Source organism: Gluconacetobacter sacchari, assembly GCF_014174255.1.
In the GTDB taxonomy this organism is placed as follows: Bacteria; Pseudomonadota; Alphaproteobacteria; order Acetobacterales; family Acetobacteraceae; genus Gluconacetobacter; species Gluconacetobacter sacchari.
The window spans coordinates 81,392-106,419 of record NZ_JABEQJ010000001.1; the positions used below are offsets into that span (position 1 = coordinate 81,392).

Annotated in this window: 18 protein-coding genes; 12 read left to right on the plus strand and 6 right to left on the minus strand. The window is 66.0% G+C overall.

Annotation, left to right across the window (positions count from 1 at the left end):
- Positions 1-9: 9 nt before the first annotated feature.
- The 4 genes from HLH48_RS00400 to HLH48_RS00415 all read left to right on the plus strand — a co-directional run bounded on the left by HLH48_RS00400 (position 10) and on the right by HLH48_RS00415 (position 5,072).
- Positions 10-1,047 (plus strand): flagellar motor protein MotB, encoded by a 1,038-nt coding sequence (locus tag HLH48_RS00400; RefSeq protein ID WP_182995520.1) that lies wholly within the window; start codon positions 10-12, stop codon positions 1,045-1,047.
- A 126-nt stretch (positions 1,048-1,173) separates the two neighbouring features.
- A complete protein-coding gene (gene motA / locus HLH48_RS00405) occupies positions 1,174-2,058 on the plus strand; it encodes a flagellar motor stator protein MotA (RefSeq protein ID WP_182995521.1) in 885 nt (294 codons plus the stop codon).
- Between the two features lie 37 nt (positions 2,059-2,095).
- Positions 2,096-4,225 (plus strand): flagellar hook-length control protein FliK, encoded by a 2,130-nt coding sequence (locus HLH48_RS00410; RefSeq protein WP_182995522.1) that lies wholly within the window; start codon positions 2,096-2,098, stop codon positions 4,223-4,225.
- Positions 4,226-4,262: 37 nt separating this feature from the next.
- A complete protein-coding gene (locus HLH48_RS00415; RefSeq protein WP_182995523.1) occupies positions 4,263-5,072 on the plus strand; it encodes a flagellar hook assembly protein FlgD in 810 nt (269 codons plus the stop codon).
- Positions 5,073-5,115: 43 nt separating this feature from the next.
- Here the strand turns inward: HLH48_RS00415 and HLH48_RS00420 are convergent, their stop codons facing one another.
- A complete protein-coding gene (locus HLH48_RS00420; protein WP_182995524.1) occupies positions 5,116-5,919 on the minus strand; it encodes a response regulator transcription factor in 804 nt (267 codons plus the stop codon).
- 621 nt (positions 5,920-6,540) lie between these two features.
- Here HLH48_RS00420 and HLH48_RS00425 point away from each other — a divergent pair.
- The 8 genes from HLH48_RS00425 to HLH48_RS00460 all read left to right on the plus strand — a co-directional run bounded on the left by HLH48_RS00425 (position 6,541) and on the right by HLH48_RS00460 (position 15,774).
- A complete protein-coding gene (locus HLH48_RS00425; RefSeq protein ID WP_182995525.1) occupies positions 6,541-6,789 on the plus strand; it encodes a hypothetical protein in 249 nt (82 codons plus the stop codon).
- A gap of 407 nt (positions 6,790-7,196) precedes the next feature.
- Positions 7,197-9,560, plus strand: a complete 2,364-nt coding sequence (locus HLH48_RS00430) for a hypothetical protein (RefSeq protein WP_246386608.1) — start codon at positions 7,197-7,199, stop codon at positions 9,558-9,560.
- Positions 9,561-9,670: 110 nt separating this feature from the next.
- Positions 9,671-10,084 (plus strand): flagellar basal body rod protein FlgB, encoded by a 414-nt coding sequence (locus tag HLH48_RS00435; protein ID WP_182995527.1) that lies wholly within the window; start codon positions 9,671-9,673, stop codon positions 10,082-10,084.
- Between the two features lie 17 nt (positions 10,085-10,101).
- Positions 10,102-10,509 (plus strand): flagellar basal body rod protein FlgC, encoded by a 408-nt coding sequence (gene flgC, locus HLH48_RS00440; protein WP_182995528.1) that lies wholly within the window; start codon positions 10,102-10,104, stop codon positions 10,507-10,509.
- Positions 10,510-10,566: 57 nt separating this feature from the next.
- Positions 10,567-11,310 (plus strand): flagellar basal-body rod protein FlgF, encoded by a 744-nt coding sequence (gene flgF, locus HLH48_RS00445; protein WP_182995529.1) that lies wholly within the window; start codon positions 10,567-10,569, stop codon positions 11,308-11,310.
- A gap of 171 nt (positions 11,311-11,481) precedes the next feature.
- The gene (locus HLH48_RS00450; protein WP_182995530.1) at positions 11,482-13,101 is read left to right on the plus strand and encodes a flagellar hook-associated protein FlgK; all 1,620 of its coding nucleotides are present in this window, start codon (positions 11,482-11,484) and stop codon (positions 13,099-13,101) included.
- Between the two features lie 21 nt (positions 13,102-13,122).
- Positions 13,123-14,229: a flagellin gene (locus HLH48_RS00455; protein ID WP_182995531.1), complete on the plus strand. Its 1,107-nt coding sequence runs from the start codon at positions 13,123-13,125 to the stop codon at positions 14,227-14,229.
- Between the two features lie 123 nt (positions 14,230-14,352).
- Positions 14,353-15,774 carry a tetratricopeptide repeat protein gene (locus tag HLH48_RS00460; RefSeq protein ID WP_182995532.1) on the plus strand — a complete coding sequence of 474 codons (1,422 nt, stop codon included), beginning with the start codon at positions 14,353-14,355 and terminating at the stop codon, positions 15,772-15,774.
- 33 nt (positions 15,775-15,807) lie between these two features.
- Here the strand turns inward: HLH48_RS00460 and HLH48_RS00465 are convergent, their stop codons facing one another.
- From HLH48_RS00465 to HLH48_RS00485, 5 genes are read right to left on the minus strand one after another with little or no spacing between them, the layout of a single operon-like run.
- Complete coding sequence (locus tag HLH48_RS00465; RefSeq protein WP_182995533.1) at positions 15,808-17,628, minus strand: putative bifunctional diguanylate cyclase/phosphodiesterase; 1,821 nt, start codon at positions 17,626-17,628, stop codon at positions 15,808-15,810.
- 1 nt (position 17,629) lies between these two features.
- Complete coding sequence (locus tag HLH48_RS00470; protein ID WP_182995534.1) at positions 17,630-19,309, minus strand: SGNH/GDSL hydrolase family protein; 1,680 nt, start codon at positions 19,307-19,309, stop codon at positions 17,630-17,632.
- A gap of 10 nt (positions 19,310-19,319) precedes the next feature.
- Positions 19,320-23,072, minus strand: a complete 3,753-nt coding sequence (locus tag HLH48_RS00475) for a cellulose biosynthesis protein BcsC (protein WP_182995535.1) — start codon at positions 23,070-23,072, stop codon at positions 19,320-19,322.
- Between the two features lie 28 nt (positions 23,073-23,100).
- A complete protein-coding gene (locus tag HLH48_RS00480) occupies positions 23,101-24,261 on the minus strand; it encodes an acyltransferase family protein (protein ID WP_182995536.1) in 1,161 nt (386 codons plus the stop codon).
- A gap of 54 nt (positions 24,262-24,315) precedes the next feature.
- The gene (locus tag HLH48_RS00485; protein ID WP_182995537.1) at positions 24,316-24,984 is read right to left on the minus strand and encodes an SGNH/GDSL hydrolase family protein; all 669 of its coding nucleotides are present in this window, start codon (positions 24,982-24,984) and stop codon (positions 24,316-24,318) included.
- Positions 24,985-25,028 lie beyond the last annotated feature (44 nt).

Sequence of the window (25,028 nt, forward strand, 5' to 3'; positions counted from 1 at the left end):
TAGCCACACATGGCGAGAAACAACAAGCCTCCCATCATCATCAAGCGCGGCGGAGAGTCCGACGGGCCGACCCATCATGGGGGGGCATGGAAGATCGCCTACGCCGACTTCATGACGGCGATGATGGCGTTCTTTCTCGTCATGTGGCTCCTCAACGCGACAACCGACGAACAGCGCAGGGGCATCGCGCAATTCTTCAATCCCATGGCGGACTACAAGACCCTCGTGCCACCGACGGATGGCATGCTCGACAGCACGCCCTCTCCGCTCACTGACGGGAAGGCGTTGAAGATCATCCGGGACGATACGAGCCCGAACACACCGCAATCCCGAAAACCCGGCGCCCGGCGCGGTCCCGTCTCGTCCACCGAGGGCGGGTCTCCCGACGACATCACATACGGGATCAGGACAGGCTTCGTCCCGCGGGCGCCCAGCGTCGTCCCGATCGGCGGACCGGACAGCGGCGGCGCCCGGAGCACGACCGATATCGGCGTCCCCGACGCGACCACCGAACAGGGCCGGATCGACCAGATGGCGTCCAGCCTGCGCCAGGCGATCGAGAAAGACCCGGCTCTGCGCGCCGCGACCCCCAACATCGCGATCAGCCGGGGCCAGAACGACCTCCGGATCGAATTGCGGGACGCAAGCAATACCCCGATGTTCGATTCCGGATCGCCGGCGCCCAACCGCATGGGGCAGCAGATGCTGGCCGAAATCGCCCGATGGCTCGCGCCCATGCCGGAACGTATTTCCATCATCGGCTATACCGACGCCGACGCCTACCGGGCCCGCAAGAACTGGAGCATGTCCAACTGGACCTTGTCCGCGCTGCGGGCGGATTACGCCAGAGAGGCCCTGGTCAAGGCCGGCTACCCGGACACCAATATTCTCGACGTCTCCGGCCGGGCCGACCGGGCGCTGGCCATCCCCTCCACGCCGTCGGCCGCGGCCAACCGCCGGGTCGTGATCGTCATGCACAAGCTCTACGCGGACGCGCCACCACCCATCGTTCCGCTGCCGGAGGCCGCCGGCGTCGCGCCGCACTGACGCCACCCGGCGAGATCAGGGCAGGTCCCGAAACACTCGATCCCATCGCCGGGGATCGCGACATCGCACACAGCCGCGACCGGCACGCGCCGGCCGGCACATATGAGTCAAAACGGAGACAACTCAATGCTCTTCATCGGGGGCCTCGTCTTTTCGCTGCTCTGCGTCTTCGGTTCGTTCGTCGCCTCCGGCGGCGTCCTGGCCCCTCTGCTCGCCTCGATGCCCTTCGAACTGCTGACCATCATGGGGGCCGCGACCGGCATCTTCGTGATGGCGAATTCCACCGGCGTGCTCAAGAAGTTTCCCCACGACCTGAAGCTGACGCTGAAGGGCCCCCGCTACGACAAGGCGGATTATATCGAGCTTCTGGTCACGCTGTTCCGCTTCACGCGCCTGGCCCATGCGAAGGGAAACATGGCGCTGGAGGAACATGTCGAGAATCCGAACGAGAGCAGCATCTTCGCCCAGTCGCCCACCATTCGCGACGACCTGGAAACCCGCAACCTGATCTGCGACTATCTGCGGCTCGTCAGCCTCAATATGGACGATGCCTATCAGCTCGACGAAGTCATGGCCCGCGAGTTGAAGAAGAACCTGACCGAGAAGCTGCATATCGCCGAGGGCCTGTCGAGCATAGCGGACGCCCTGCCGGCGCTCGGCATCGTGGCCGCGGTTCTTGGCGTCATCAAGACGATGTCCGCGATCAGCAAGCCGCCGGCGATCCTCGGCGAAATGATCGCCGGTGCCCTGGTCGGCACCTTTCTTGGCGTGCTGCTGTCCTACGGCGTCGTCGCCCCTCTGGCGGCGCGGATGCGCGACGTGGTCACCCAGGACGGTCGCTACCAGGACATCATCCGGATCGTCTTCGTGGCGCATCTCCAGGGCAATCCCCCCCAGGTCAGCGCCGAAATCGGGCGCAAGGACATTCCGCCCGCTTTTATGCCTTCGTTTAGCGAGCTCGATACGGCATTATCGGTGTCGCAGCCGTCACCGGCGGCTGCCGCGGCGTGACAGGACGGCGACAGGAAACACGGGGCATCCGATGGGCATGACGATGTCGAAAGTTTCGACAAAAACCGATCCGACACAGGCCTCTTCGCCACGTGGTTCGCTCCCGCCGGTTTCACCAGGCCCGGTCCGATCGGACACGACCTTCGGCGCCCATCTCAAAAACGCAAACCAGGAGCCGGACAGCGGCACGCCGCAAGACGGGGCAGACACGCACGATGCGGCATCCCCGCCGTCCCAACCCCCTTCCACGCGCCCGACCAGCCGCCACGCCCGGCATGCGGCGACGCAGGACGCCGCCGCGCCTCCGGCCGATGATCCGGTCGCATCACAGACCGTCCAGGCAGTCGCCTCCCCACCCGGCCCGTCCACAGCCAACCGGACGACCAAGACCCTTTCCGCTCCCAAGGCCGGCGATGCCACGGCACCGGACCAGACATCCCAGAGCCTGCTGGCGGACGTCCTGTCCCAGACCATCGGCCTCCAGCAGAGCCTGCCTCCAGCGTCTCCACCGCAGTCGGACGACACGGGCGCGCCAGCCATCCAGCCGAACCCGGCCGCCGCCTCCATCTCGCCGCCAACCGATACAGGCATCCTGACCGCGGCAGCCAGCCAGACGACCCCGACGAACATGCCGCCAGCCTCCCCGCTCCCATCGACGGGCACGGCAACGGCAGCCAGCCAGAATCCCCCCACGCCCGCCGCGACGCAGGCGCCAAACGCCCAGCCGATCCCGGTCACCCTCTCCCCGCAGTCAGCCACGGCACCCGCCTCCGGCCAGCCCGCCACCGCGTCCGCCGCGACGCAGGCGCCAGGCGGCCAGCCGATCCCGGCCGCCCCCTCCCCGCAGTCAGCCACGGCATCCGCCGCCAGCCAGCCCACCATCACGCCCGCCACGGCGCAGGCGCCAGGCGGCCAGCCGATTTCAATCACCCTCTCCCCGCAGCCATCAGCAACCACGGCACCGGCCTCCAACCAGCCCACGGTCCAGATCGCAGCGACGCAGGCCTCCCTGGTTTCCCATGCGTCTTCTTCGGCGGACATGGCGACGATTCCCGACCAGGCCACCCCGCAGGTCGCGGCGACACAGGCACCGACCAGCCAGCCGGTCCCGGCCACCACCCCGCCACAACTCCCGACGGGCGCGGCCACCGCCGTGCCGCACTCATCGCTCCAGGCGGCCGCGACCACGGCAGGCGACCACGGCCATGCCTCGCACGCCACCGCATCCGTCCCGCAAGACCCTGCGACCGACGCGCTCTCTCTCTCCCCCGCGCCCGGCGTGGCGGCACCGCAGCAGAGTGCTTCGGCAAGTCAGAGTGCCCAGCCCCGCAGCCCGATCGCGGCCGCATTGCCACACCCGGCCGATGCCCTGGCCCCGGCCACCTCCGGCGGTACGCCGTCTCCCGATAGCGCGGACGGTTCTCTCGCGCAGGGCAACGGCCTCACCGCCATGGCCGGCCACCCGGATTCCGCCAACACCGACCGGGACGAGACGAATGCCCAGGCCAACCCACGGACGGCAAGCGTCCTCGACCCGGCTCTTGGCCTTGCCCCCTCGGGCACCTTCGCAACCACGCTGAACAATACGCTGTCTGAAACCCGGGCGGACCCAAGCCAGAAGCCGGCCAGCGCCTCCCATGAAACGGACGGCCATATCACCTCGTCTCCGATCACGACACAGTCCGTCGATGGATCGACCTCCCTTTCCATGACCATCCTGACCGATGATTCCACGCCGGTTCATGTGCGGCTGGATGGAACCGACGGCCAGACGACCAATGTGATTCTTCAAAGCGAAGACCAGGCGACGGCACGCCACCTGGCCGACAACAGGCATGACCTGGTCGCGGCACTCGGCGCCGCCGGCGTGGATGTGAGCAACCTGAAAATCGACGTCGTCGCTGCCAGCAGCGGCAACAGCAACGATTTCCAGAACCAGGGCCAGGGCCAGAACGCCGACGGCACCGCTTTTGGCGGCAATTTTTCAGGCGGCATGTTCGGCGGCGGTCCCGGACAGAATGGCCAGCAATCGTACGGCGGCAATCTCTGGAACGCCAATACCGCATTCCCAGGCCAGGGAACTGGTGATATCGAGGCACAGAAGAGCGTGCGCTCCGCAAGGTCCTCCGACTCCCAAGCCGGAAGCGGCGTCAATATTACTGCATGATCCCGATGGCCGTCGCGGACAGAAAGGAAACAGCCAGATGACGACGACATCGAGTGTCGGCAACGAGACCCAACTGATCCAGGCGGCGGAAGCCGCCGCCAGGAATGCGGCGAACACCAGTTCCGCGACGAGCAGTTCAGGCACCGACAGCAGTTCGTCATCCGCGCTGTCCTCGCTGGCCGATAATTACACCACGTTCCTGTCTCTCCTGACCACGCAGTTGAAGAATCAGGACCCGAGCAGCCCGATGAATACCGACACCTTCACCTCGGAACTCGCGCAGTTTGCCGGAGTGGAGCAGCAGGTCGAAACGAACACGAAGCTGGCCTCGCTGATCTCGCTGAATGAAAGCGGCCAGATGAGCAGCGATACCACCCTGGTCGGCCATCAGGCCACGGCGAACACGACGACGCTGCCGTTGCAGAATCATTCCGCCTCGCTCAGCTTCACGGGCACGTCCGGCCAGACCGTCGCGATCGCCGTGGCGAATTCCGCCGGTACCATCGTCAAGGATGTCGTCGCGACCGCCGGTGCCGGCACCGATAACTGGACCTGGGACGGCAAGGACAATAACGGCAACCAATTGCCTGATGGCGCCTATAGCGTGTCGGTGCAGACCGTCAGTGCCTCGGGCACCACATCCGCGCTGCCCTTCACCGTGACCGGCACCATCACCGGTATCCAGAAGGGAACATCCGACATGCAGGTCCAGATGGGCAGCGCCACCATCCCGATGTCCAACATCACCAACGTCTCATCCGGTACCGGCACCAGCACCGGCTCGACCGCCGCCGGATCGGACGATACTGCCTCGGACAACGCCGCCTCGGACAACGCCGCGTCCTGACCCCGGCCGGTCCCTCCGGTCTCCAGGACCGAAAGGGCCGGACTCAGACGAGATTCAGCGTCGTCGACGCGTTCATGATATTGATCCCGGACATGACGGGAATGCAGGATTCCTTAGCCGGCTGGTCGGTCCTGTTTTCGGTGGCCCCCGCACGCGCTCCCAGCGGAGCAAAGGCGGTCTCATTCAGGCGATAGCCGATCCCCCACAGGGTCGTAAACGGTTCGTCAATCCCGAAATTACGCATTTTCTTGCGGATCTTGCAGATCATGACATCGATAACCTTGCCGTAGGGCTCGCTCTCTCCCGCATACAGGCTATCCAGAACCGTCTCCTTGCTCAGCACCTGCGTCCTGCGCAGGGCCAGCAGTTCCACAAGATCGTATTCCCTGCGCGTCAGGGGTACCAGCTTGGAATCGACATGGACTTCCCGCCGGTCGACACCAACCGTCATCCGGCCGATATGCAGCGTCAGGCTGTCATGCCCGCTGACCCGCCGGACGATGGCACGCAGCCGGGCCAACAACTCCACCGGTTCGACCGAAGCCGCCACGCAATCATCGGCACCGATGGACAGCAGTTCCGCCACCGCCGACGGCGTGGAATCACGGACGATGATCATGACGGGCGTCGGAACGCGACTATTGCGGATATGACGCAGCAGCTTCATGTCCGGCGTCGCCTGCTGGATGACGACGATATCGTAATGCGATCGCCGCAGCGTCTCCACAACCCCCGCGTGGCCGGACATCGTAATCGAAACCGATCCCTCCAGCGCGGCCTTGGACAGACCCACATAGGGCCGGCCATCATCATGACCCGAACCTTCGCCGACACAGAGTATGCGCATATCTGCTTCCGTCAAAAATGCATAGCCATTGAGCGGAAAGAATACGGGACTATACTTGTCCCCTATCCCTTTTTCTGGCGATTCCGGCCAAGTCGCCGCACCTGTTCAATTCCAGGATGGATGGCGTTACCAGAAGCGCTCATATAGCTGTGCATGTCAAGGTCACGCCCCGCCATGACACCCTTGTCGTCGACGAAAAATCCCCTGCCCCCGCCTCTTTCTCCGTCGTCGCCGCGGGCGCCGGCGACGCACGCGCGCATCCAAACGGTCCAGGAGCGCCGCCAAGACCTGAAACGAAAAAAAGCGGCTTGGCGAAGCCGGCTCCATCCCATAAACTGAAGGAAACATTGATCGGTTATATTACGGGATACAGCCGAATCACTTCTGTAACTTGCACACGGCGTCTCCTGGAAGCTAGACCCGGACCATGATAGCCGCATGCCGCGATCGGTGCAGGAACAGGGCGGCGTGCCTGATTAAGGACCGTTATCAGGAAACCTGTTCAGGTCGCTCCGCCTCACGCCCCCAGGTCGCCAGGCCTGTTCGTGAACGAAATATAGGGTCATGATGGCCGCGTTACCGGTTCGAATTCCATGGTTCCCGGTTTTGAAGGATAACGAAATGGTTGACATCACGGCGGCCTCGCTGCTTGCGTCCAGCATCCGCCAGGCGACTTCGGCGGCTTCTCATGCGGCCTATCACAACGCCCGCCCGGCCCACGCGGCGGCGACGGGCCCCACCGTCAGCTTCAGCGGCATCGACGGGTCGTCCTCATCCATGACGTTCGACGCCAGCGGTCAGCTCGTACCCGGCGGCACCACGAACAAGAAGGAATCCGCGACCGCGAGCGCGGTTGATCTCTTCGCCTGAATCGCCGTCGTGCGGGCGCGTTCGCCCGCACGGCTTTCCAAGGGACGAGCGGCGGCGCCCCGCCGGATGACATGGCCATCTCAATCCTGTCTTTGCGGACATCAGCGATCAAGACCCGCTCAGAGACGATGACCTCGAGACAACGGGGATCCCGTTCCCGTCAGGATTAAAGACACGTGCCTTCCAGCAGATCTCCCCGCGCAAGACGCTGTGTCACGCTTTCAGTCTGCCTGTATCTGTCCTGCTCCGCCCTCATGCCCGTCATGGGGGCGTCCCCGCAGGCTGCGGTCCACCATCATGGCCGCCGGAACGGACCAGCGCCCGCGAGCGCACCTCCTGCTCCGCCGCCGCCGGCCACCGCTGCGCTGCCCGCTGCGCCGCAGGACGTCGCGCTCCCTGAGTCGATCATGCTCAAGGGCCTCCCGTCCTCGTGGCGGGCGTCGCTCATGGACCCCCCGCCGCCCGCCACGGCATCGGCCAGTGGCGCGGCCGCTGCGCGCAACGCCCCGAAAGCACCTTCCCGCGCGCAATCGACCCCGGCCCCCCAGCCGGGCACCGGGGCTTCGCAGCCGGCCGCCCCCTCCACCAACCGCATCCTGCTGCCGGTGCCTCCGCGCATGGGTATCGCCGCCTTCCAGAGCGGCGACAGATTCATCATTGTCGTGGACAATGCGGAACCGATGGACACCAGCGCCCTTCGCGGCGACGGGCTCTTCTCGACCCTGTCCGTCAACACGCTGCCCGACGCGACGCTGATCCAGGTTCGCCTTCCCGACACGCGACGCCTCTATCTTTCCCAACAGGCGGAAGGATGGGTGCTGGGCGACAGGCCGCCTCCCGGTGGCGACGACGACCGGCGCGTCATCAATCCGCAATATACCGATATCGGCATCCTGTACCCGATGCGCAGGTCCGGGCGCGTGCTCTCGATCTCGGACCCCGCCTCCGGAGACCGGCTCCTGGTCGGCACGTCGACCACCGACGACGGCGGCATCCTCTCCCTCCGCAACGGCGACGGCTATGACGTCTGGCCGACGACGGAAGGCGTCGTGATCGCAGCCCACTCTGCGCGCATCGACCTGAAGCCCGTCCCCAGCGGCATTCTCCTGACCGAGGACGGCAAGGCCTTCCTCGATCACGGCCGTGCCGTCTATGCCAATGATGTCGATCTGAAATGGCTGGGATTGCGGGACCTGCCCCTGGATGTCCTGAGCCGACGCTATCACGAGGCTCTTCTCGCCGCGGCGGATTCGGATCCGTTCCATCGGTTCACCCGGCGCCTCGACGCGGCGAAGGCCGCCTTCAGCATGGGCGCCTTCGTCGAGGCCCGCGGCATCCTCACCGTCGCCCTCCAGGACGACCCGGAAGAAGCCGCCCTGCCCGACGTCAGGTTCGTGCTGGCCGCATCCGCCCTGCTGAGCGGAGACCTCGACGGCGCCTCGATGCTCGACGGCCCATGGCCGGCCAGCCAGAAACGCGCGATCCAGCTCTGGCAGGGGCTCTATCTCGCCTCGACGGGCCGGAACCAGGCCGAGGCGGCGCATCTCCTGGCGCGGGATTTCACACGGCTCAAATCCTATCCCGGCCCGGTTCGCGACCTGCTTCTGCCGATCGCCGCCGAGGAGATCAGCCGCCACGGCGCGCCGGACGACCTCGCGGCGCTCGACGACCTGCCGGCCGGATCGCCCTATCGACTGGCCACGGCATTCCGGCAGTTGCGCTCCGGCAAGCGTGACATCGCCTATGCCGCCTTCCAGACCCTTGCGGGGGACCAGAACCCGCAGGTCGCGGAAAAGGCGCTGGAGGAGAAAACGTCGCTCGACCTCGCCGACGGCCATATCAAGCCGGACGCGGCGGCCGAGATCTTCGACACGATGATGCCTGACGCCCGACTGGCCGGCCGCGAGGCGACGGTCCGCCTGATGCAGGCCGATGCCTACATGCAGGCGAGGCAATGGAACGACGCCCTCCAGGCGATCGACGTGGCCCGCGCGTATCCCGACATGACATCGAAGGACAAGGTGGCGCCGCTCCTGTCCCGGGCCCTGACCGGCCTGGCCGATTCCCCCCCTTCCGGACCGGAAAAGACAAGCCTGCTGCACGATGCGGCGACCCTGAAGGTCCATCTGCCCGACCTGCCGCCCGGCCCCCAGAAAGGCAACATCCTGGCCTCCTACGGCAAGATGCTTCTCAAGCTCGGCCTGCCCGACGACGCGGCCCAGGCGTTTTCCGATGCGATCCCCATGCTCGTCGCCCCCGACCTGCGCGCGCTGGCGGGCGCCGCCCTGGCGGAAGCCGATATCGAAAGGGCCCAGCCCCAGGAAGCGGCCCAGGCCCTGGCGCGCACGGACGACCCGACGCTTCCGAACGAGATCAGGACCTCCCGGCAGGTGATCGCCGCCCGCATCGCGCTGGCGACAGGCGACCAGGCCAAGGCCCTCTCCCTGCTGCACGACAGTACGAACGCATCCGCCCTCGATATCACCGCCCGCATCCATGAAGGGCGGGGCGAATGGGCGGCGGCGGCCGGCGACGTACGCAGGATGGCCGCGGACATCATTCCACCAACCGGCCCACTGACCGAGGCGCAGCAGGCGCTGGCCCTTCGCCTGGCCTCGGACGCCTCGCAGGCGGCCGACCAGCCTATACTGGGCTGGATCACCGGGCGGGTCGGCGACCGGATGCTGGACGGCGATCGCGGACGCGTCTTCAAGCTGCTGACCGCGCCAGGCGGCGCGATGACCGCATCCCAGGCCTCAGCCCTTCCCTGAAAGCCCGCTTTTTGGCAATCGCCCGCTATTCAGTCGCCGACGCGCCGTATATAGATGTACTGAACGTCCAGCATGCGGACGCGAACAGAGACCAGGGGAATTGACAGCATATGCTGGAAGCATTGTCTTCCCAGATGTCGCAGGCCCATGGCACGGATGTGCTCGATCTGGCCGGGCGACGGCTGCAATGGCTGCAACAGCGTGAATCGGTGCTGGCAGGCAACGTCGCCAACGCGAATACGCCGGGCTACACGCCCAGGGACATCGCGTCTTTTCAGGGTGTGCTGCAAAACCAGATGTCGATGACGCTCGCACAGACCGAACCCGGCCATCTGGCCGGCCACGGCACGGGTGGCGGGGCGAAGCGGACCGGCACCAATACGTCCATCGACGGCAATCAGGTCGACATCGAGAACCAGTTGGAAAAGATCGCGGACACGAACGACCAGCAGCGTCTCGCGACGAATGCCTATTCCGTCTACATGTCGATGTTCTCGGTCGCCCTCGGTTCCTCCTCCTCCTGATCGCGCAAGGCATTTCCATGGATTTCTCCGACACGATGGGCGTCTCCGCCGCCGGCATGCGCGCGCAGGCGAAACGCCTCCAGGTCGCGGCGGAAAATCTCGCCAACAAGGAAACCACCGGCACGACTCCCGGCTCGGACCCGTATCGGCGGAAGACGGTCACGTTCAAGGAAGTCCTGAATCGCGCCTCCGGCGTCTCCAGCGTAGGCATCAAGGAAGTCGGGCAGGACCAGACTCCTTTCGAGACACGCTACGACCCGTCGCATCCCGCCGCCGACAGCAACGGGCTGGTCAAGATGCCGAACGTGAACACGATGGTCGAAATCATGGACACGCACGAAGCCCAGCATTCGTACGAGGCCAACCTCAATACCATGCAGATCACGCGGTCCATGATGACCCGCACGATCAACCTGATGAAATAAGCTACCTTCGCCCCTGCGGTGGCGCCTGGCCGCACCCGTTCCTTCCGGAGAACGACATTGGACAATACGACCTATATCGCCCTGTCCCGCGTCGATACCCTGATGCACGCCCTGGATGTGACCGCCAACAATCTCGCCAACGCCGACACGAACGGCTTCAAGGCAGGGCGGCAGCTCTTTTCCGAATATCTCGCCAGGCAGAAGGGTCCCGACACCCTGGTCGGCGACAAGCAGCAATCCTACACGCAGGATCAGGCAACCTACCGCGACCAGCTTCAGGGCCCGCTCCGGCAGACCGGCAACCTGACCGATTTCGCCATCAACGGCGAAGGCTATTTCACCGTCCGCACGACCCAGGGCATCAGGCTGACGCGCAACGGCGCGTTCCAACGCCGCCTGGATGGAACGATCGTCGACGAATCGGGCAATCCCGTCCTGGACAGCACCGGCCGGAACCTGGTCCTGCAAAACGAGGAAGACCTGCTGTCGGTCGCCTCGGACGGCACGATATCGACCCAGAACGGCGCCATCGGGGCGATCGGACTGGTCACGGTCGACAATATCCAGACCCTGGTCCCCGAGGGCCATTTTCTTCTTCGGCCGACCACCCGGACCCACGCCGTCGCCCGTCCGGAAATCCGGCAGGCCATGCTGGAATCGAGCAACGTCAACGCCGTTTCGGAAACGACCCGAATGGTCGAAATCCAGCGCGATTACGATCTGACATTCCAGTTGATCCAGACCGAATCGACCCGCCAGCAGACCGCGATCGACAAGATCACGGCCGAGCCGACGAGCTGAGCGCGACCGTTCCCGGGAAAAACCGCCCTTGTTCCGATACCGTCACCACGCGTAACCTTTTAGAAACCATTAACGGATAACAAATCGCTAAGATCATCCGGGGTCCGTCCTGTTTCAGGGGGCGAACGCGATACTCCGCGAACGGTGGCTTGGTACAGGGAATTTGGTACGATGGATCTGTTATCCTCTCTCTCGATAGCCACCAGCGGACTGAACGCGATCGAATATCAATATGGCGTCACGTCGCAGAATGTCTCGAACCAGAGCACCACGGGGTATGTGAGCGAGACCGCCACGGTCACGACCGGCGTCGTCGGCGGGATCGGCAACGGCGTGCGTGTCGGCGCGACGCAGCTCAATATCAACCAGGCGCTGCAATCCGCCCTGTATGCGCAGAATGCCCAGGTCGCGTCCGATACCGCGATGGACAATTCGCTGACCGCCGTCTCGGCCGTCCAGGGCTCGACCTCATCGAATCCCGGGAGCACCAACACGCTCGCCGACCAGCTCGGCAACGTGCAAAGCACCCTGACTTCGCTGATCGCCACGCCATCGCAGAGCGTTTCGCAAACGGCGGTCATCGCCGACGCCCAATCCCTGGCCGGCACGATCCACACCCTGGCATCGACCTACGCGACTCAGCGCCAGAATGCGGAAGACAGCATCGCCTCGACCATTCCGTCCATCAATTCCGACCTGACGCAGATCGGGGTCCTGTCCCAGCAGATCGTCAGGCTCAAGACGCTCGGCACCGATACCGCCGATCTCGAAAACCAGCGCCTTGGCATCATGTCCAACCTGTCGTCGACTCTGTCGGTCACGTTTTCCCAGACCGCGAACGGCGACATGATCGTCCGTACCGCCGACGGCACCGAACTTCCGACCCGCCCCGACCAGATCGGGCAGAATGACAGTTCGCAGAAGCTGCCCTCGACCACCTGGCCGCTCGGCACCACCGACTCTACCCTGACGCCGGACATGTATTACAGCGGCAGCGGTTCATCGACGCTCGGCATCATGCTGAACGGCAAGGACATCACCACGCATCTGACCGGCGGTACGCTCGGCGCCAACATCACCCTGCGCGACGTCACCTATCCCACGATGCAGGCACAACTGGATTCGTTCTCCTATACGCTGGTCAACCGGTTCAACAATGCGGGCCTTCCGCTGTTCACCAACGGCACCGACGCCACGGGCACGGCCGTCCCCCAATCTTCCGACCCGACGCAGACGACACCCGCCGGCATCATCGGTCTTTCGTCCGCGATCAGCGTCAACACCCTCTACACCGCAACGCCGTCGCTGCTGACGACGACCACGACCGACAGCATGACGGGCAAGACAAGCGCGGCCACCAGTGTGGCCACCGGCACGGCAACCGGCGACACCACCATCATCCAGCAGGTTCTCAACCAGGCATTCGGCACCAGCGCCCAATATATCAGCGACCTGACCAGTTCCGGCGGCCCCGATCTCGCCGCCCCGACCGACGATCTCGGTCCGGACGGCACGCTCTCGACGGGCTATACCGGTCAGCAGGGACTGCTGGCCCTGGCCACCGCGCTGACTTCGAATCAGGGGGCGACCATCGCGGCGAGCAGCAACAGCCTGGCCGCCAGCACTTCGGTCCAGACCGTACTGGCCGCGAAGGTCGCCGATGTCTCCGGGGTCAACGTCAACGATGAAATGGCCAAGGTCGTCGCCTTGCAGAATGCCTATACGGCCAATGCCAAGATCGTCGCCGCCGTCCAGACGATGTTCACCGCGCTTCTGAATGCCGTCAATTAACGCCCGATCGGGGAGGAACTCATGAGTTCGGCAATCAATCAATATGGCGGCGGCGCGATATCACTGGTTCTGTCCGCCGGCATCAAGTCGATGACCCTGGAACAGGAATCGCTGACCTGGCAAGGCAGTGACGGCACGCTCTCCCCCACCTATGCGGGGCTCGGATCGGCACGATCGACCGCCATCAGCCTCTCGCCGAAGATTACCCAGATCAAGGCCTGGCAATCCAACATCACAAATGCCCAGACCGACCTGACGGTCACGGCCAGCGCCCTGAACCAGCTCGTCTCGCTGGCCCAGTCCCTGGCGACCAGCCTGTTGAGCATTTCCGGCACGACCCAGACCAGCACGGCCGCGGCAGTATCCGAACAGGCGAAAGGCTCGCTGACGGAACTCAAGACCGTCCTCAACACGACCAGCGGCGCGAACTACATCTTCTCCGGCACCGATACCAATACGCCCACGGTCTCGGGCACGGGGTCGCTCTCGGACAGCGCCCTCGCGACTCAGATTTCGAGCATCGTCGGCTCGCTCAGCACCGCCGGCGCGACATCGGTGATGCAGCAGGCCACCGCGGCCGCGATGCCGAACGGCACGAATTCCGTCTTCGCGAAGTCGCTCTCGTCGGTTTCCGCAACGGGTGCCGCGAACCTGCAACGCGTGACGGTGACGAACAACGATTCGCTGACGAATGTCGGCATCGTCGCGACGCAAAGTTCGACAACATCCGCCACGACGTCGGCCGCGACCGGCAACCCGCCGACATCGACCGGCTCGCCGATCTCCGACCTGATGCGCGACATGATGATCGCCTCGTCCATCGGCGGCATGTCGTCGTCGACACACGGTTTTTCGGACATGGCCTCGCAGCTCTACTCCTCGGTCGAAACCACCATCAGCCAGCTCACCGAACTGGAAGCGTCGGTCGGCTCGACCCAGGACAGCCTGACGGCTCAATCGAGCCTGCTGACCAATGTCCAGTCGACACTGGGCGACCAACTCAGCGATTCCACGAATGCCGATCCCGCGACCGTCGCCACCCAGATATCCGCCATCAGATTGCAGCTCGAGGCATCCTACACGCTGGTCGCGGACATGAAAAACATGACCTTGGCAAATTACATCTGACCCCGCGCCGTCCCATCCCGCCCCCTGGCCCGCGGGACGAGACGCGGCCAGACCGATCTTCCGAAAATCGCGCAGGCCCGAAGCCGGTTTTTGTCTTCACGCGCCGATAAGGGTTTGCACCTCATGTCCCAGCCAGCCGGCTCCTCCCCGGAACAGGCCCTTCATCCCGAAGGCAGCGGCGAGGCCCTGCACCTCGCCGGACGGCTGGACGAGGCCGCGGCGGCCTATCGGCTTCGGCTGGCCGCCACACCGAACGACGCCAGGACCCTGAGCAATTACGGCGGCCTGCTGAATGCGTTCAGCCGCTTCGACGACGCCCATGCCGTCCTTCTCCGTGCCGTCACGTCCGACCCGCGCCTGCCCGACGCCTGGTCCAACCTGGGCAACACGTTGCTGCACCTGCAACGCTATGACGACGCGATCGAAGCCTACCGCACCTGCCTGCGGCACAACCCGGCGCATGCCCTGGCCCTGAGCAATCTCGGCGTCCTTCTCGATCATCGCGGCGCACACGAACTGGCCCAGAAATTTCACCAGGTGGCCATCCAGCTCACGCCCGACAACGTCAAGACGCGCACCAACTACGCCATCTCCCTGCTGGCCCAGGGCGACTATCTCGCGGGCTTCCGGGAATATGAGTGGCGCTGGACCACATACAGTTCCCGCAGCTACGGCATGACGGTGCCGCAATGGAAGGGCGCGCCCTTCCCCGACCGAACCCTCATGATCCATACCGAGGGCGGTTTCGGCGACATGATCCAGTTCGCACGCTTCATTCCGCAGGCCGCGCAACGCGGCGGCCGCGTCGTGGTGCGGGCAAGGCGGGAATTGCTGACCCTGCTCCGGCAATCCTTCCCCGAGCAGATCGTCATTTCGGAAGACGAGGCGGTCCCCCCTCACGATCTGCAATGTCCTGTTCTCAGCCTGCCCTTCGCGCTCGGCACGACCCTGTCGACCATTCCGTCCCCCGCCGGCTTCCTCCACGCGGACGCGGCAAAAACCGCTTTCTGGCGCGCACGCTTCCAGCAGGACGACGCGGCGACCGGCCAGCGCCTCCCGCCGCTGCGTGTCGGCCTTGTCTGGGCGGGTGCGCCACACCCCGAGGTCCGGGCGGCCGAACTGGCCGATCGGCGGCGCTCGACCGACCTCTCGACCTTCGCACCGCTTGCCGACACCGCCGGTGTCCTGTTCTACAGTCTCCAGATCGGGGAAAGATCCGCCCAGGCCGCGACGCCGCCCGCCGGGATGCACTTGGTCGACCACACGTCCGACCTGCGCGATTTCAGCGACACGGCTGCCCTTGTCAACGCATTGGACCTCGTGATCGCCGTCGACACCTCGACCGCGCATGTGGCGGCTGGACTGGGGAAACCGGTCTGGATGCTGTCACGCTACGACCAGTGCTGGCGCTGGCTGTCGGGCCGCGCCGATTCCCCGTGGTATGACAGCCTGCGCCTGTATCAGCAGCCGACACCGCTGGACTGGTCGGACCCGATCCGACGCATCCGCGCCGACCTGCGCGCTCTTGCGGCGCAACGTCGCTGACGCATGCGCCGGACGGCTGCCCCGCATCCCGATCTATGCGGGCCCCTCCCGGTTGAAACCAAGCATCGGCGCCGTCCAGCGCGACATCTGCGTCAGCACATCCTCGACAGAGAGCGGCCGTGACAACACATAGCCCTGGATCGCATCCGCGCCCAATTCCAGGGCGATTTCCGCCTGCTGGGCGGTCTCGACTCCCTTGACGCAGACGGTCATGCCGCAGGCATGGACCAGTTCGATCATCGCCCGCAGCATCCGCCGCGCCTCGACACGCTCGGTCACACCCTGGACGAAGCCAGGCCAGAGCTTGATGCTGGTGAATGGCAGGCCGCGCATGGCCTGAAAATCGACAGGCCCTTCTCCCAGCCCATCCAGCGCAATCCGGAACCCCGTCGCGGCGAGTTCATCGACGCGCTCCGCGACATGCCCCGCGCGCCGCCCCTGCTGAAGCAGGCGGGACGGCACTTCCAGGACGAAATCGCGCGGCACCAGCCCGCGCTGCACGATCTGGTCCGTCAGCGTCCTCTGCGACACCGCACCGAACAGGTCGGCACGCGAAAGATTGACACCCAGCCGCACGGCTTCCCCCACGGTCCCCATCGACAGGGTACGAAAACGCGCCAGCGCATCGACCAGCGCACAGGTCATCCGCGCCACCATCGTCGCCGTCATCTGGGTATCCGCCAGAACCTCCATGAACGACGCCGCGGGCAACAGGCCCTGTGAGGGATGATGCCAGCGCATCAGCGCCTCGAATTCGCCGACACACCGCGTCGCGGACTCCATGACGGGCTGGAAATATACCTCAAACGCGTTGGTCGCGAGCCCATCCCTGGCTTCCGCGATCGTTTCAGAACGCCGGTTCACGGCGCGCCGCAGGTCGGTCTCGAACAGACGCACCTGCCGCCCGCCCGCCCGCTTGGCGGCATAGAGGGCATAGTCGGCATGTTTCTGCGCTTCGTCGATCGAACTGTATCCCGCCAGCGGCAGAACGCCGATGCTCCCCGAAAGGGCAACGGTCCCGCTGCCCAGATCCACAGGCTCGGCGATCACGGTCTGCACCCGGTCCAGAAACTGGTCCAGGGTCGTGGCCGTCAGGCTCCTGTCCACGATCAGCGCGAATTCGTCGCCGCCCAGGCGACACACTATGTCGGCCGGGTCGACCAGGGCCGCCAGCCGGTTGGCGATCGCGCACAGGACCATGTCCCCGGCATAATGGCCGTGGCTGTCATTGACCCGCTTGAAGCCGTCCAGATCAAACATCAGCAGATAGGTTTCCCCCGCGCCGGTCCGGGCCATCCGGCGCATGGCGGCGGACATGCCATCCAGGAATCCGGTCCGGTTCGCCAGGCCGGTCAGCGGGTCGGTGACCGCCAGAGCGTCCAGACGCATGCGGGCCTGCACCAGTTCGGTCACGTCGTATCGCGTGGCGATGAAGCCGTCGATCACGCCGTCCGGGCCGTATCTCGGCATGATGGTCGTCGCCACCCAGTAGTGGCTCCCGTCCTTCGCCCGGTTGCGGAACGTGCCATGCCAGGCCTGCCCGGCGCGCAACGTGGCGTACATCTCCCGGAAGAAGGCGGCGTCGTAATAGCCGGAATTGACGATCCGATGCGTCGCCCCCAGCAGTTCGGCGCGACTATACTGGCTGATCTCACAGAAACGATCGTTGACGTAGGTGATCTTCCCCGTCGCATCGGTAATCGCGACAATCAGCACGTCATCGATCAGGCCGGCCAGCAGGCTCGCATCCCGGGCGGACAGGCGAGCCGGTTCGTCGACGCGGCCCGGCGGCGTACCACCGGCCTCCGGCCCTGCCTCCGGAGACGTGACGACGGATCGGGCGGAGAAGCGCATTTCAGCGCCGCTCGGCCGGAGAACGCAGCGTCGGCTCCACGCGCGACCAGACCGCATCCGCCAGCACGCTCGCCCCTGCCGCAGTCGGATGCGTATAATCCGCCAGCCAGTACCGGCGATCCCCCACGTTGAACAGCGGCTGCCCCGCCGCAAACGGATCGATGACGATATCGGCCGGGATCGTACCGCGCCCGGCCGCATCCGCGATCGCATCGCGACGCGACCCTCCGGTATTGGTCTCCGCGATCAGGGCGACGGTAAAGCCATAGGTCTTCAGGGTCTTCACGATCGTCGCCAGATTGGCGACGGTCTCGCCGACCGACAGCGCATCGGGTTCCAGATGGTCGTTGAACCCGCCGAACACGGCCGCCACCCGGCGCGTGGCCCCCCATGCGGCACTCCCCACCGCGGGCAATGCCGCGCGCATCTGCCGCGTCGTCTCGCCCGATACCGCGAAATTGTAGCTGCGAAACCGGGCCGCCCGCTGCATGCGCAGCGGCCAGTTTCCGCCATCCGCCAGCAGATACCCCTCCGTCCGGCTGTCCCCGATCGCCACGAAGACGCTTCGCTGCTGCGGCAGGTCCCGGCTGGCGGCGGCCGCCGAGGCCTGGAACGCCCGCAGCATCTCGTCCGACGGTGCGGCATCGGCCATCACGATGCCGGTCCACAGGGCGGTGCCACGCGCCTGCCCGCTGTACCCGATGACGCCGCCGGCCATCGTCCCCGGTCCGATGACGCTGCGATGGGCCACGATCGCGTCGGACGACACCAGCCTGTAGCCGTCCGGCCTGCCGCCGATCCCGAACGCCGCCGGACTGCTGGGCAGCACGAAGCCGCTCCGTTGATCGGGACCGTTGGCATCGCCCAGATGCACGAACCCGTCGAGCGTGTAGCTGCCGGTAAAGACACGGAACGCCCCCGCCCCCTGGCCGAGGGTCGCCAGAACGGGAGCGGCGCCCGTGGCGCTGTTGGACGACGCGACCATGCCCGTGGCACCGAAGAAGAACCCGTCGCGCGGCAGCGCCACGTCCGCCGGAATGACGAATCCGCCCGGTCCGTTCTCCTCACCCCACGAGATCACGTCCTGTCCCGCGATGCGCACCGCCCCGATATGGGCCACGGCATGCCCGGGCAGGGCGGTGAGATCATGATGATGGCCGGTCTGGTCATAGATCCGCGTCACCACCAGCGCCGTCCCGGCGTCACGCGCCGCCAGCGCGTCCTCCAGCGCCGGGGCATCGAACCGGCCGTCCGGACGGATCGCGATCGTCCGTTGCCGAACCCGGCCGGCAATGGTCGCCGCGACATCCAGCGCCGGCCCGGCATAGCCACCGATCATCCGCATCGTACCACCGGCGAAAACGGCATGGCGCCCGAACACATCGCCCGGCCGCGCAACCGGCACCGGCGCCCAGCGCGCGGCGCCGGGCTGCACCGACAGGGCGCGCCAGGCCCGCCCCCCCGCCTGCCACAGGTCGCCCGGCGCATAGCCCGCCCGCGAATCGTCCGACATCCCGGGCACCCGCGCCAGCGGATCCGCGGCGGAAGCGACACACACCATATCCGGGGCGGCGGCCACCACGCAGGGCTCGGCAGCCGACACCGAACCGCAGGTCAGCCAGGCCAGACCGAATGACAGAAACGCCCTTCCATAAGTTGCCGCCCGCCCCGCGGAACGCATGATCTTCCTCCTACGGTCCGCCGAACTGATAATGCGCCATCAGCATGCCACTGGCCTCGGACCAGCTCCCCGACCGGATATAGCCGCCTTCGATCCCCAGACGCAGGCCATCGGTCACCTGATAGACGATCCGCGCCCGGCCGCTGCCGGCCACACCGCTGGCACCCTGGCTGTCGAAACGGTTCGGCCCAGGCACGGCCATCATTCTCTGCATGTCCGGATCCAGCGGAAAATACGGCGCACCGTTCACATGATAATTCTGGTACCCGACCGCGCCCCGCACCGACCATGTCCAACGGTCGACATGGCCCGAATAATCAAGCGAGGGCATGACGGCAAAATAGCTTTGCGGCGAGAAATAACCGCCCTGGCCAAGGGTGAAGGCGTATTCATTCCGGCGATACCCCATATATTCGGCATCCAGGCCAAGCCGCAACCTCTGCCGATGCGCCCGCTCCCACACGGTGGCGCTGCCACCCAGCGCGGCATCGGCCTCGGTATTCCCCGCGACATGGCTCCCCTCCAGGAACGCGAATCCACCGCCGGCATAGGCGTTCCAGATCTCGTTGGCCCACTCCAGCGAACCATGTCCCGCAATCCGCGTGACGCCGCCCCACACCTTGCCGGTTCCCGGATCGCGCATGCCGGCATAGGACAATTCGCTGTCGGTCACCATCCGCCGGTCGCCAGTGATCCGCAGCGTCAGGTTGTCGGTCAGCCGCGGCGCAAATTCCACCCCGCCCAACACGTTGGCGATGGGGAAACCCAGCGGGCTGGCGCCCACATCGGCCGCGAACCAATGGTCGACATAGCGGATATCCAGCCCGACCCCCTGCGCGTCATAGGCATGATGTCCGCCGAAACGGTCACCCAGGAGCGGAACCGTGCCGAACCGGGCGGCGCTGTAGGCGCGACTCAGCGGATCGCCGGTAAAGAGGAACGTAGGCGTGATCGAGACCGAAACCCGGTTCCGCCAGGAGGCGAACGGGATCGTTCCGGTGACGGGCACCGCCAGTTCGGTCAACTGCCCCAGCCCGACCGTACCCGAACGGCTGCGGACATAGGTGTTGGCATCCAGTTGTGGCGACGTGCTCTCATGCAGATAGACGATCTGCCGGTTCATGGACCCGACCGGGCCATCCTGCGGCAGATAATGTTCGCTGGCGGGCAGCGGGGCGCCACGCAGCGGCACATAGGCGGTCTCGATCTCGGGCCAGCGATAATCCGGCTTCCGCCGGACGGCGGGCGCGCAGGCAGGTCCCTGTTCCTCGCTGCATTGCAGCATGCGGGCAAAGACCAGGTCCGCCTCCTGCTGGCGGTCGTGTCCGTCGAGGCGATCGTTCTCGGCCTTTATCCGCCAGGTCGTCGCCCGCCGGGGCGCATTGGCCAGCAGGCGCCGCTCCATCGCCCGGGCCGCCGGCCGGTCGTCCAGCCCCAGCGCGTCCAGCGTCACGGCCGCCAACGCATCGACGGATCGCGGCTCCCGCCGCAGCGCTTCCCGATCGGCGCGCAACGCCATCCGCGGCTGCTTCAACGCATGGTAGACACGCCCCAGGGCCAGCCACGCCGGCACCGAATCCGGATGCAGGCCGACGATCGGCGCGATCACGCGATAGGCCTCCCGCGGCCGCCCGGCACGCACATCCCCGTCGCTCTGCTGGATCGCGACCCCGACCGCCAGGTCCGCACGCGCCAGCACCGCATCGGCCGCCTGCCGCACAACGCCGGCCCGCACAAGCCGGTCATATCCGTCCAGTTCACGCTGTGCGTCGCCGGGCGCGTTCAGGCGCAGCGCCAGACCGGCATAGAGCAGTTTCTGCGCAGGGGTGGGGGACACGGTGATCGCACTCTCATGCGCCAGCACCCACAGCGCGCCGTCCCGGTCGTGCCGCGCCAGCAGCGCATCGACCAGGATCGCCGCACGGTCGCCAGTCGGATCCGGCTGGTCGGCCAGTGCCCGTATCGACCGCGCATCCTCCATCGGCATGGCGGCGACGCGGCGATGGAATGCAACCAGTTCGGCGGCACGCCGCATGTCCGGACCGCGCGTTTCCACCGGCAACCGCTCCAGCAGCCCCCCCGCCTCATCGTAATCTCGCCTGTTCATCGCGAAGATCACACCGGCCTGCAGGTTGGCCGCGGTGCCGTGCCTGTCGCCGGTCAAGGCCTCCATCGCCCTCCGGGCCTCGGCGATCTTGCCGCCATGATAGAGTGCCTGCGCCAGGCGCAAGATCAGCCACGGGTCGCCCGGCACCCGTCCCAGGGCCTGGCGCAACAGGCCGATCCGCTCGGCATCGGTCTCGGCCCGGGCGGCACGCACCGCGTCGTCCGCGGCTTGCAGCCGGGGCAGCAACGCCGGCCGCAGGGCCGCGACCCTGGCCGCCAGGACGCGTGCCTCCTCCACCTGTCCGGCCTGGTACAACAGGTCCGCCAGATTGAAGAGGGCATCGGGATCGGCCGGCCGCCGCCGCAACGCCTGCCGATAAAGACGCTCTGCTTCGGCCGGCTGCCCTTGCAGCCGATCGAGCCCGGCGGTCATCAGCAGCGATGCAGACGCCATTTCAGGGCGCCGCGCCAGATGCGCGAGTGCCCTCCGCGCGGCGTCATAGCGTCCCGCCGCCATCAGGCGGTTGATCGCGACAATCTCCGGATCATTCCCACCTTTGGCATTCAACGCCGTCAACGCGGCCCGCCAATGGGATGCATGCGCCGGATCCGCGGCGATCGCCTGCTGGAACAGGCGGCGGGCGGCCGCGATCCGGTTGCGCCGCTGTGCCACCAGCCCCAGCCCACCCAGCACGTCCGCGTCTTTCGGACTGGCGATCAATGCGCGCTGGAAGGCGGCGCTGGCCCCGTCCAGCCGGCCTTGCCCCAGCAGGACGAACCCTTCGGTCCGGCCATTCCCCGCATCGATCTCCGCCTGGACGGCCCGGGCCCTCTCCAACCGGGTGACGATCGCCGCATCGTCCGGATGCAGGGCCAGCCAGTCCTCGTAGAGCGGAATACTGGCGCCCACGATCGGCACCCAGGACAGCGTTGCACGCCAGGCCGCGATGGCCTGCGTGCGGATCAGGGGCTGCGTGTCGGCTCCCGCCAGGCGGCGCAGTTCCGCCAGTCCCTGGGCCCGTGATGAATCGCGATAGGTCTGGACCTGCGCCAGCGCCAGTCGCGCGTTCAGATCGTACGGGCTTTCCGCCACCATCGCCGACAGCCTGGCGCGGGCCTCGTTATATCCAAGAATGGTGCCGCCCAGCACTCGGTAATATTCCAGTGCCAGCGCGGGCGGCGGCTCGCCGTCATGAAACAGCGCGCGATACCGCAGCATCGCGGCCAACATGCTGCCCGATCCGGCCAGCTTGCGGGCCTCCGCCAGACCCTTCGGATCCACCGGCCCCGCCCGCAGGGCCGCGCGCAGCCGCGCCAGTTGCGCCGCGCCGCCCCCGGCGGCGGCCAGGCGATTCACCGTCAGTTGCGCGGCCGCGCTGTCGCCGGCGCCGATCTGCACCGCGCACAACATGCCCAGCGCGTCGGGATTGTTCGGCTGGATCGCCAGCGCGCGCTCGATACTTTCGCGCGCCCTGGCGAGCTGTCCCGCATCGATCCAGTAATGACCTTGCTCCAACACCAGTTCCAGTACCGCTCTGGCCCGCGCCAGACTGGCATCGGCCGCCGGCGCGGGACTTGCGGGCGCCTGCGGGGCATATGCCACCCCCAGGGCGAGCACACCGCCCAGCATCGTCATGCCGGTCAGATATGCACGCAATCGTCCATGCCCCAAGGGCGAGCGCGGCCTAATGGACACGGGACACCGCCGATACGATGGACAGGCCCAGCGCGACGAGCCCGCTGGCTCCGACCAGGCACAATGCTCCACGCACCCGGACCGACATGGCCACGCGGCCTTCATACGCCAGCCCGTTCCGCTCGACGCAGACATAACTTATAAAACTGGCGACCAGCGCAAGGACCAGCACGCCGGCCATGACCCAGCCATGTACGGAAAAAACCAGCAGGTAGTTCGCCAGGACGATACAGGGCCAATGCCACAGATAGACGGAATACGACATCACGCCGAGCGGCGACAGCACGCTCAATCCCGTCCGTGAAACCCAGGTCTGCGGCAGCGCGATCAGCACGGCCGCCGCCAGACATGGCACGATCGACATGGAGGACGGGCAGGCAAAACGCAGGGAATAGAACAATCCGGCCAGGATGATCGCCGCACACGCCACCGCGCTCGCCAGGTTCGCGGCAATGGACGGCAGGCGGATCTTCGGCAGCAGCCAGATCATGGTGCCGAGCGAGAACTGCCACATCCGATCGAAAATGCTGTAATAGGCCTGGACATCGCCGCGCAGATGGGCCGTCACACTGAACGCGAAGGACAGCGCGAAGATCCCGACGATCGCCCAGCCGCGATGCCTGACATAGGGCAGGAACAGCGCCATGAAGAAGATGATCGTATAGAACTGCATCTCCAGCGAGAGCGACCAGGTATGCAGGAACGGATAGGCGATGCTCTGCCCCTCGAAATATCCGACATGGCCGGCGGCCCACAGGTTCGACAGATAGACCAGCGCATAGGCGCCATTGAGCGCGATATCGGCCCGATCGCTGGGCAGGACCCACCACATCATCGCCGCGCAGACCGCGACGATCATGCATAGCAGGGCCGGCAGCAGCCGATACAGGCGCCGGCACATGAAATGCACCGGCCGAAACGGCGATTGAAGCAACGCGGACCGGCCCATGAAATAGCCGGAAATCACGATGAACACATCGACACCGATGAACCCGCCACGAATCCACCCGGCATGAAACAACACCACCAGCAGCACGGCCACGCCGCGCAGGCCGTCAATATCTCTCCGGCGGTCAGCCGGGAGGAAATCTCGCCGCAGGGCTTCCCACCAGCCACCCGGCTCAGAAACTGTCGTGGCACGCTGTAACATTCCGGCCTTTCGTACTCATACGCTGTCAATGGGTTGCGAACATGCCAGGATGCGCTACTGCGCGGCCGGCGTCCCAGCCTTGATCTTCTGCAATAGCGGCACCGTCGCCTGTAGGATCGCATCTCCCCAAACCCGATAACTGGCCGGCGTGGCGTGAATCCCGTCGATAGTGGCGACCGAACCCGGCTTCATCAGCGCGGTACCGTCGATATAGGTGCAGGGCGCGACTTCGCTCTTGAGAAGAGCCGCCATTTCCGCGGCCCGCGCGTCGGTCTTGCCATAGCGCGGACTGTACTGGCCCCAGGTCGGCCCGATCCAGATACAGGCGGTCTTGCCGATCGTGTAGGTCAGGGTCTTCACCTGCTCGTCGAGCCACGATCTGGAAACACTCTCCTGGCCGTAGGACGCCATGGTATCGCCCAGCACCACCATCACCACATTTGGATGCCATTTCTCCAGCAGCGACGCCATCGCGGGCGGCGCGGCAGGCTTCATGTCCGGCGGCCCGATCGGGGCATCGTCGATCCGTTCGGCCGCGCCGCAGCCATTGTTCGGATTCGGCACCACCCAGTCCGCCGCCTGCGACGAGCAGACCCCATAGGCCACGACTTTCGCCCCCTGCGCCGTCAACGCGTCCGGCAGGACCGACAGCAGCGAGTCCTTGAAGGTCACATGGCTGTCGCCGATGATCAGCAGCGTCAGTCCCGCGAGAAGCGCACTCATATCCGGTTTCCGTTCCTCATTGTCATTCTCTAAGGGAAAGTTAT

Coding starts and splice junctions, on each gene's coding strand:
- HLH48_RS00400 (WP_182995520.1), top strand. CDS start 10: ATGGCGAGAAACAACAAGCCTCCCATCATCATCAAGCGCGGCGGAGAG.
- motA (WP_182995521.1), top strand. CDS start 1,174: ATGCTCTTCATCGGGGGCCTCGTCTTTTCGCTGCTCTGCGTCTTCGGT.
- HLH48_RS00410 (WP_182995522.1), top strand. CDS start 2,096: ATGACGATGTCGAAAGTTTCGACAAAAACCGATCCGACACAGGCCTCT.
- HLH48_RS00415 (WP_182995523.1), top strand. CDS start 4,263: ATGACGACGACATCGAGTGTCGGCAACGAGACCCAACTGATCCAGGCG.
- HLH48_RS00420 (WP_182995524.1), bottom strand. CDS start 5,919: ATGCGCATACTCTGTGTCGGCGAAGGTTCGGGTCATGATGATGGCCGG.
- HLH48_RS00425 (WP_182995525.1), top strand. CDS start 6,541: ATGGTTGACATCACGGCGGCCTCGCTGCTTGCGTCCAGCATCCGCCAG.
- HLH48_RS00430 (WP_246386608.1), top strand. CDS start 7,197: ATGCTCAAGGGCCTCCCGTCCTCGTGGCGGGCGTCGCTCATGGACCCC.
- HLH48_RS00435 (WP_182995527.1), top strand. CDS start 9,671: ATGCTGGAAGCATTGTCTTCCCAGATGTCGCAGGCCCATGGCACGGAT.
- flgC (WP_182995528.1), top strand. CDS start 10,102: ATGGATTTCTCCGACACGATGGGCGTCTCCGCCGCCGGCATGCGCGCG.
- HLH48_RS00450 (WP_182995530.1), top strand. CDS start 11,482: ATGGATCTGTTATCCTCTCTCTCGATAGCCACCAGCGGACTGAACGCG.
- HLH48_RS00455 (WP_182995531.1), top strand. CDS start 13,123: ATGAGTTCGGCAATCAATCAATATGGCGGCGGCGCGATATCACTGGTT.
- HLH48_RS00460 (WP_182995532.1), top strand. CDS start 14,353: ATGTCCCAGCCAGCCGGCTCCTCCCCGGAACAGGCCCTTCATCCCGAA.
- HLH48_RS00465 (WP_182995533.1), bottom strand. CDS start 17,628: ATGCGCTTCTCCGCCCGATCCGTCGTCACGTCTCCGGAGGCAGGGCCG.
- HLH48_RS00470 (WP_182995534.1), bottom strand. CDS start 19,309: ATGCGTTCCGCGGGGCGGGCGGCAACTTATGGAAGGGCGTTTCTGTCA.
- HLH48_RS00480 (WP_182995536.1), bottom strand. CDS start 24,261: ATGTTACAGCGTGCCACGACAGTTTCTGAGCCGGGTGGCTGGTGGGAA.
- HLH48_RS00485 (WP_182995537.1), bottom strand. CDS start 24,984: ATGAGTGCGCTTCTCGCGGGACTGACGCTGCTGATCATCGGCGACAGC.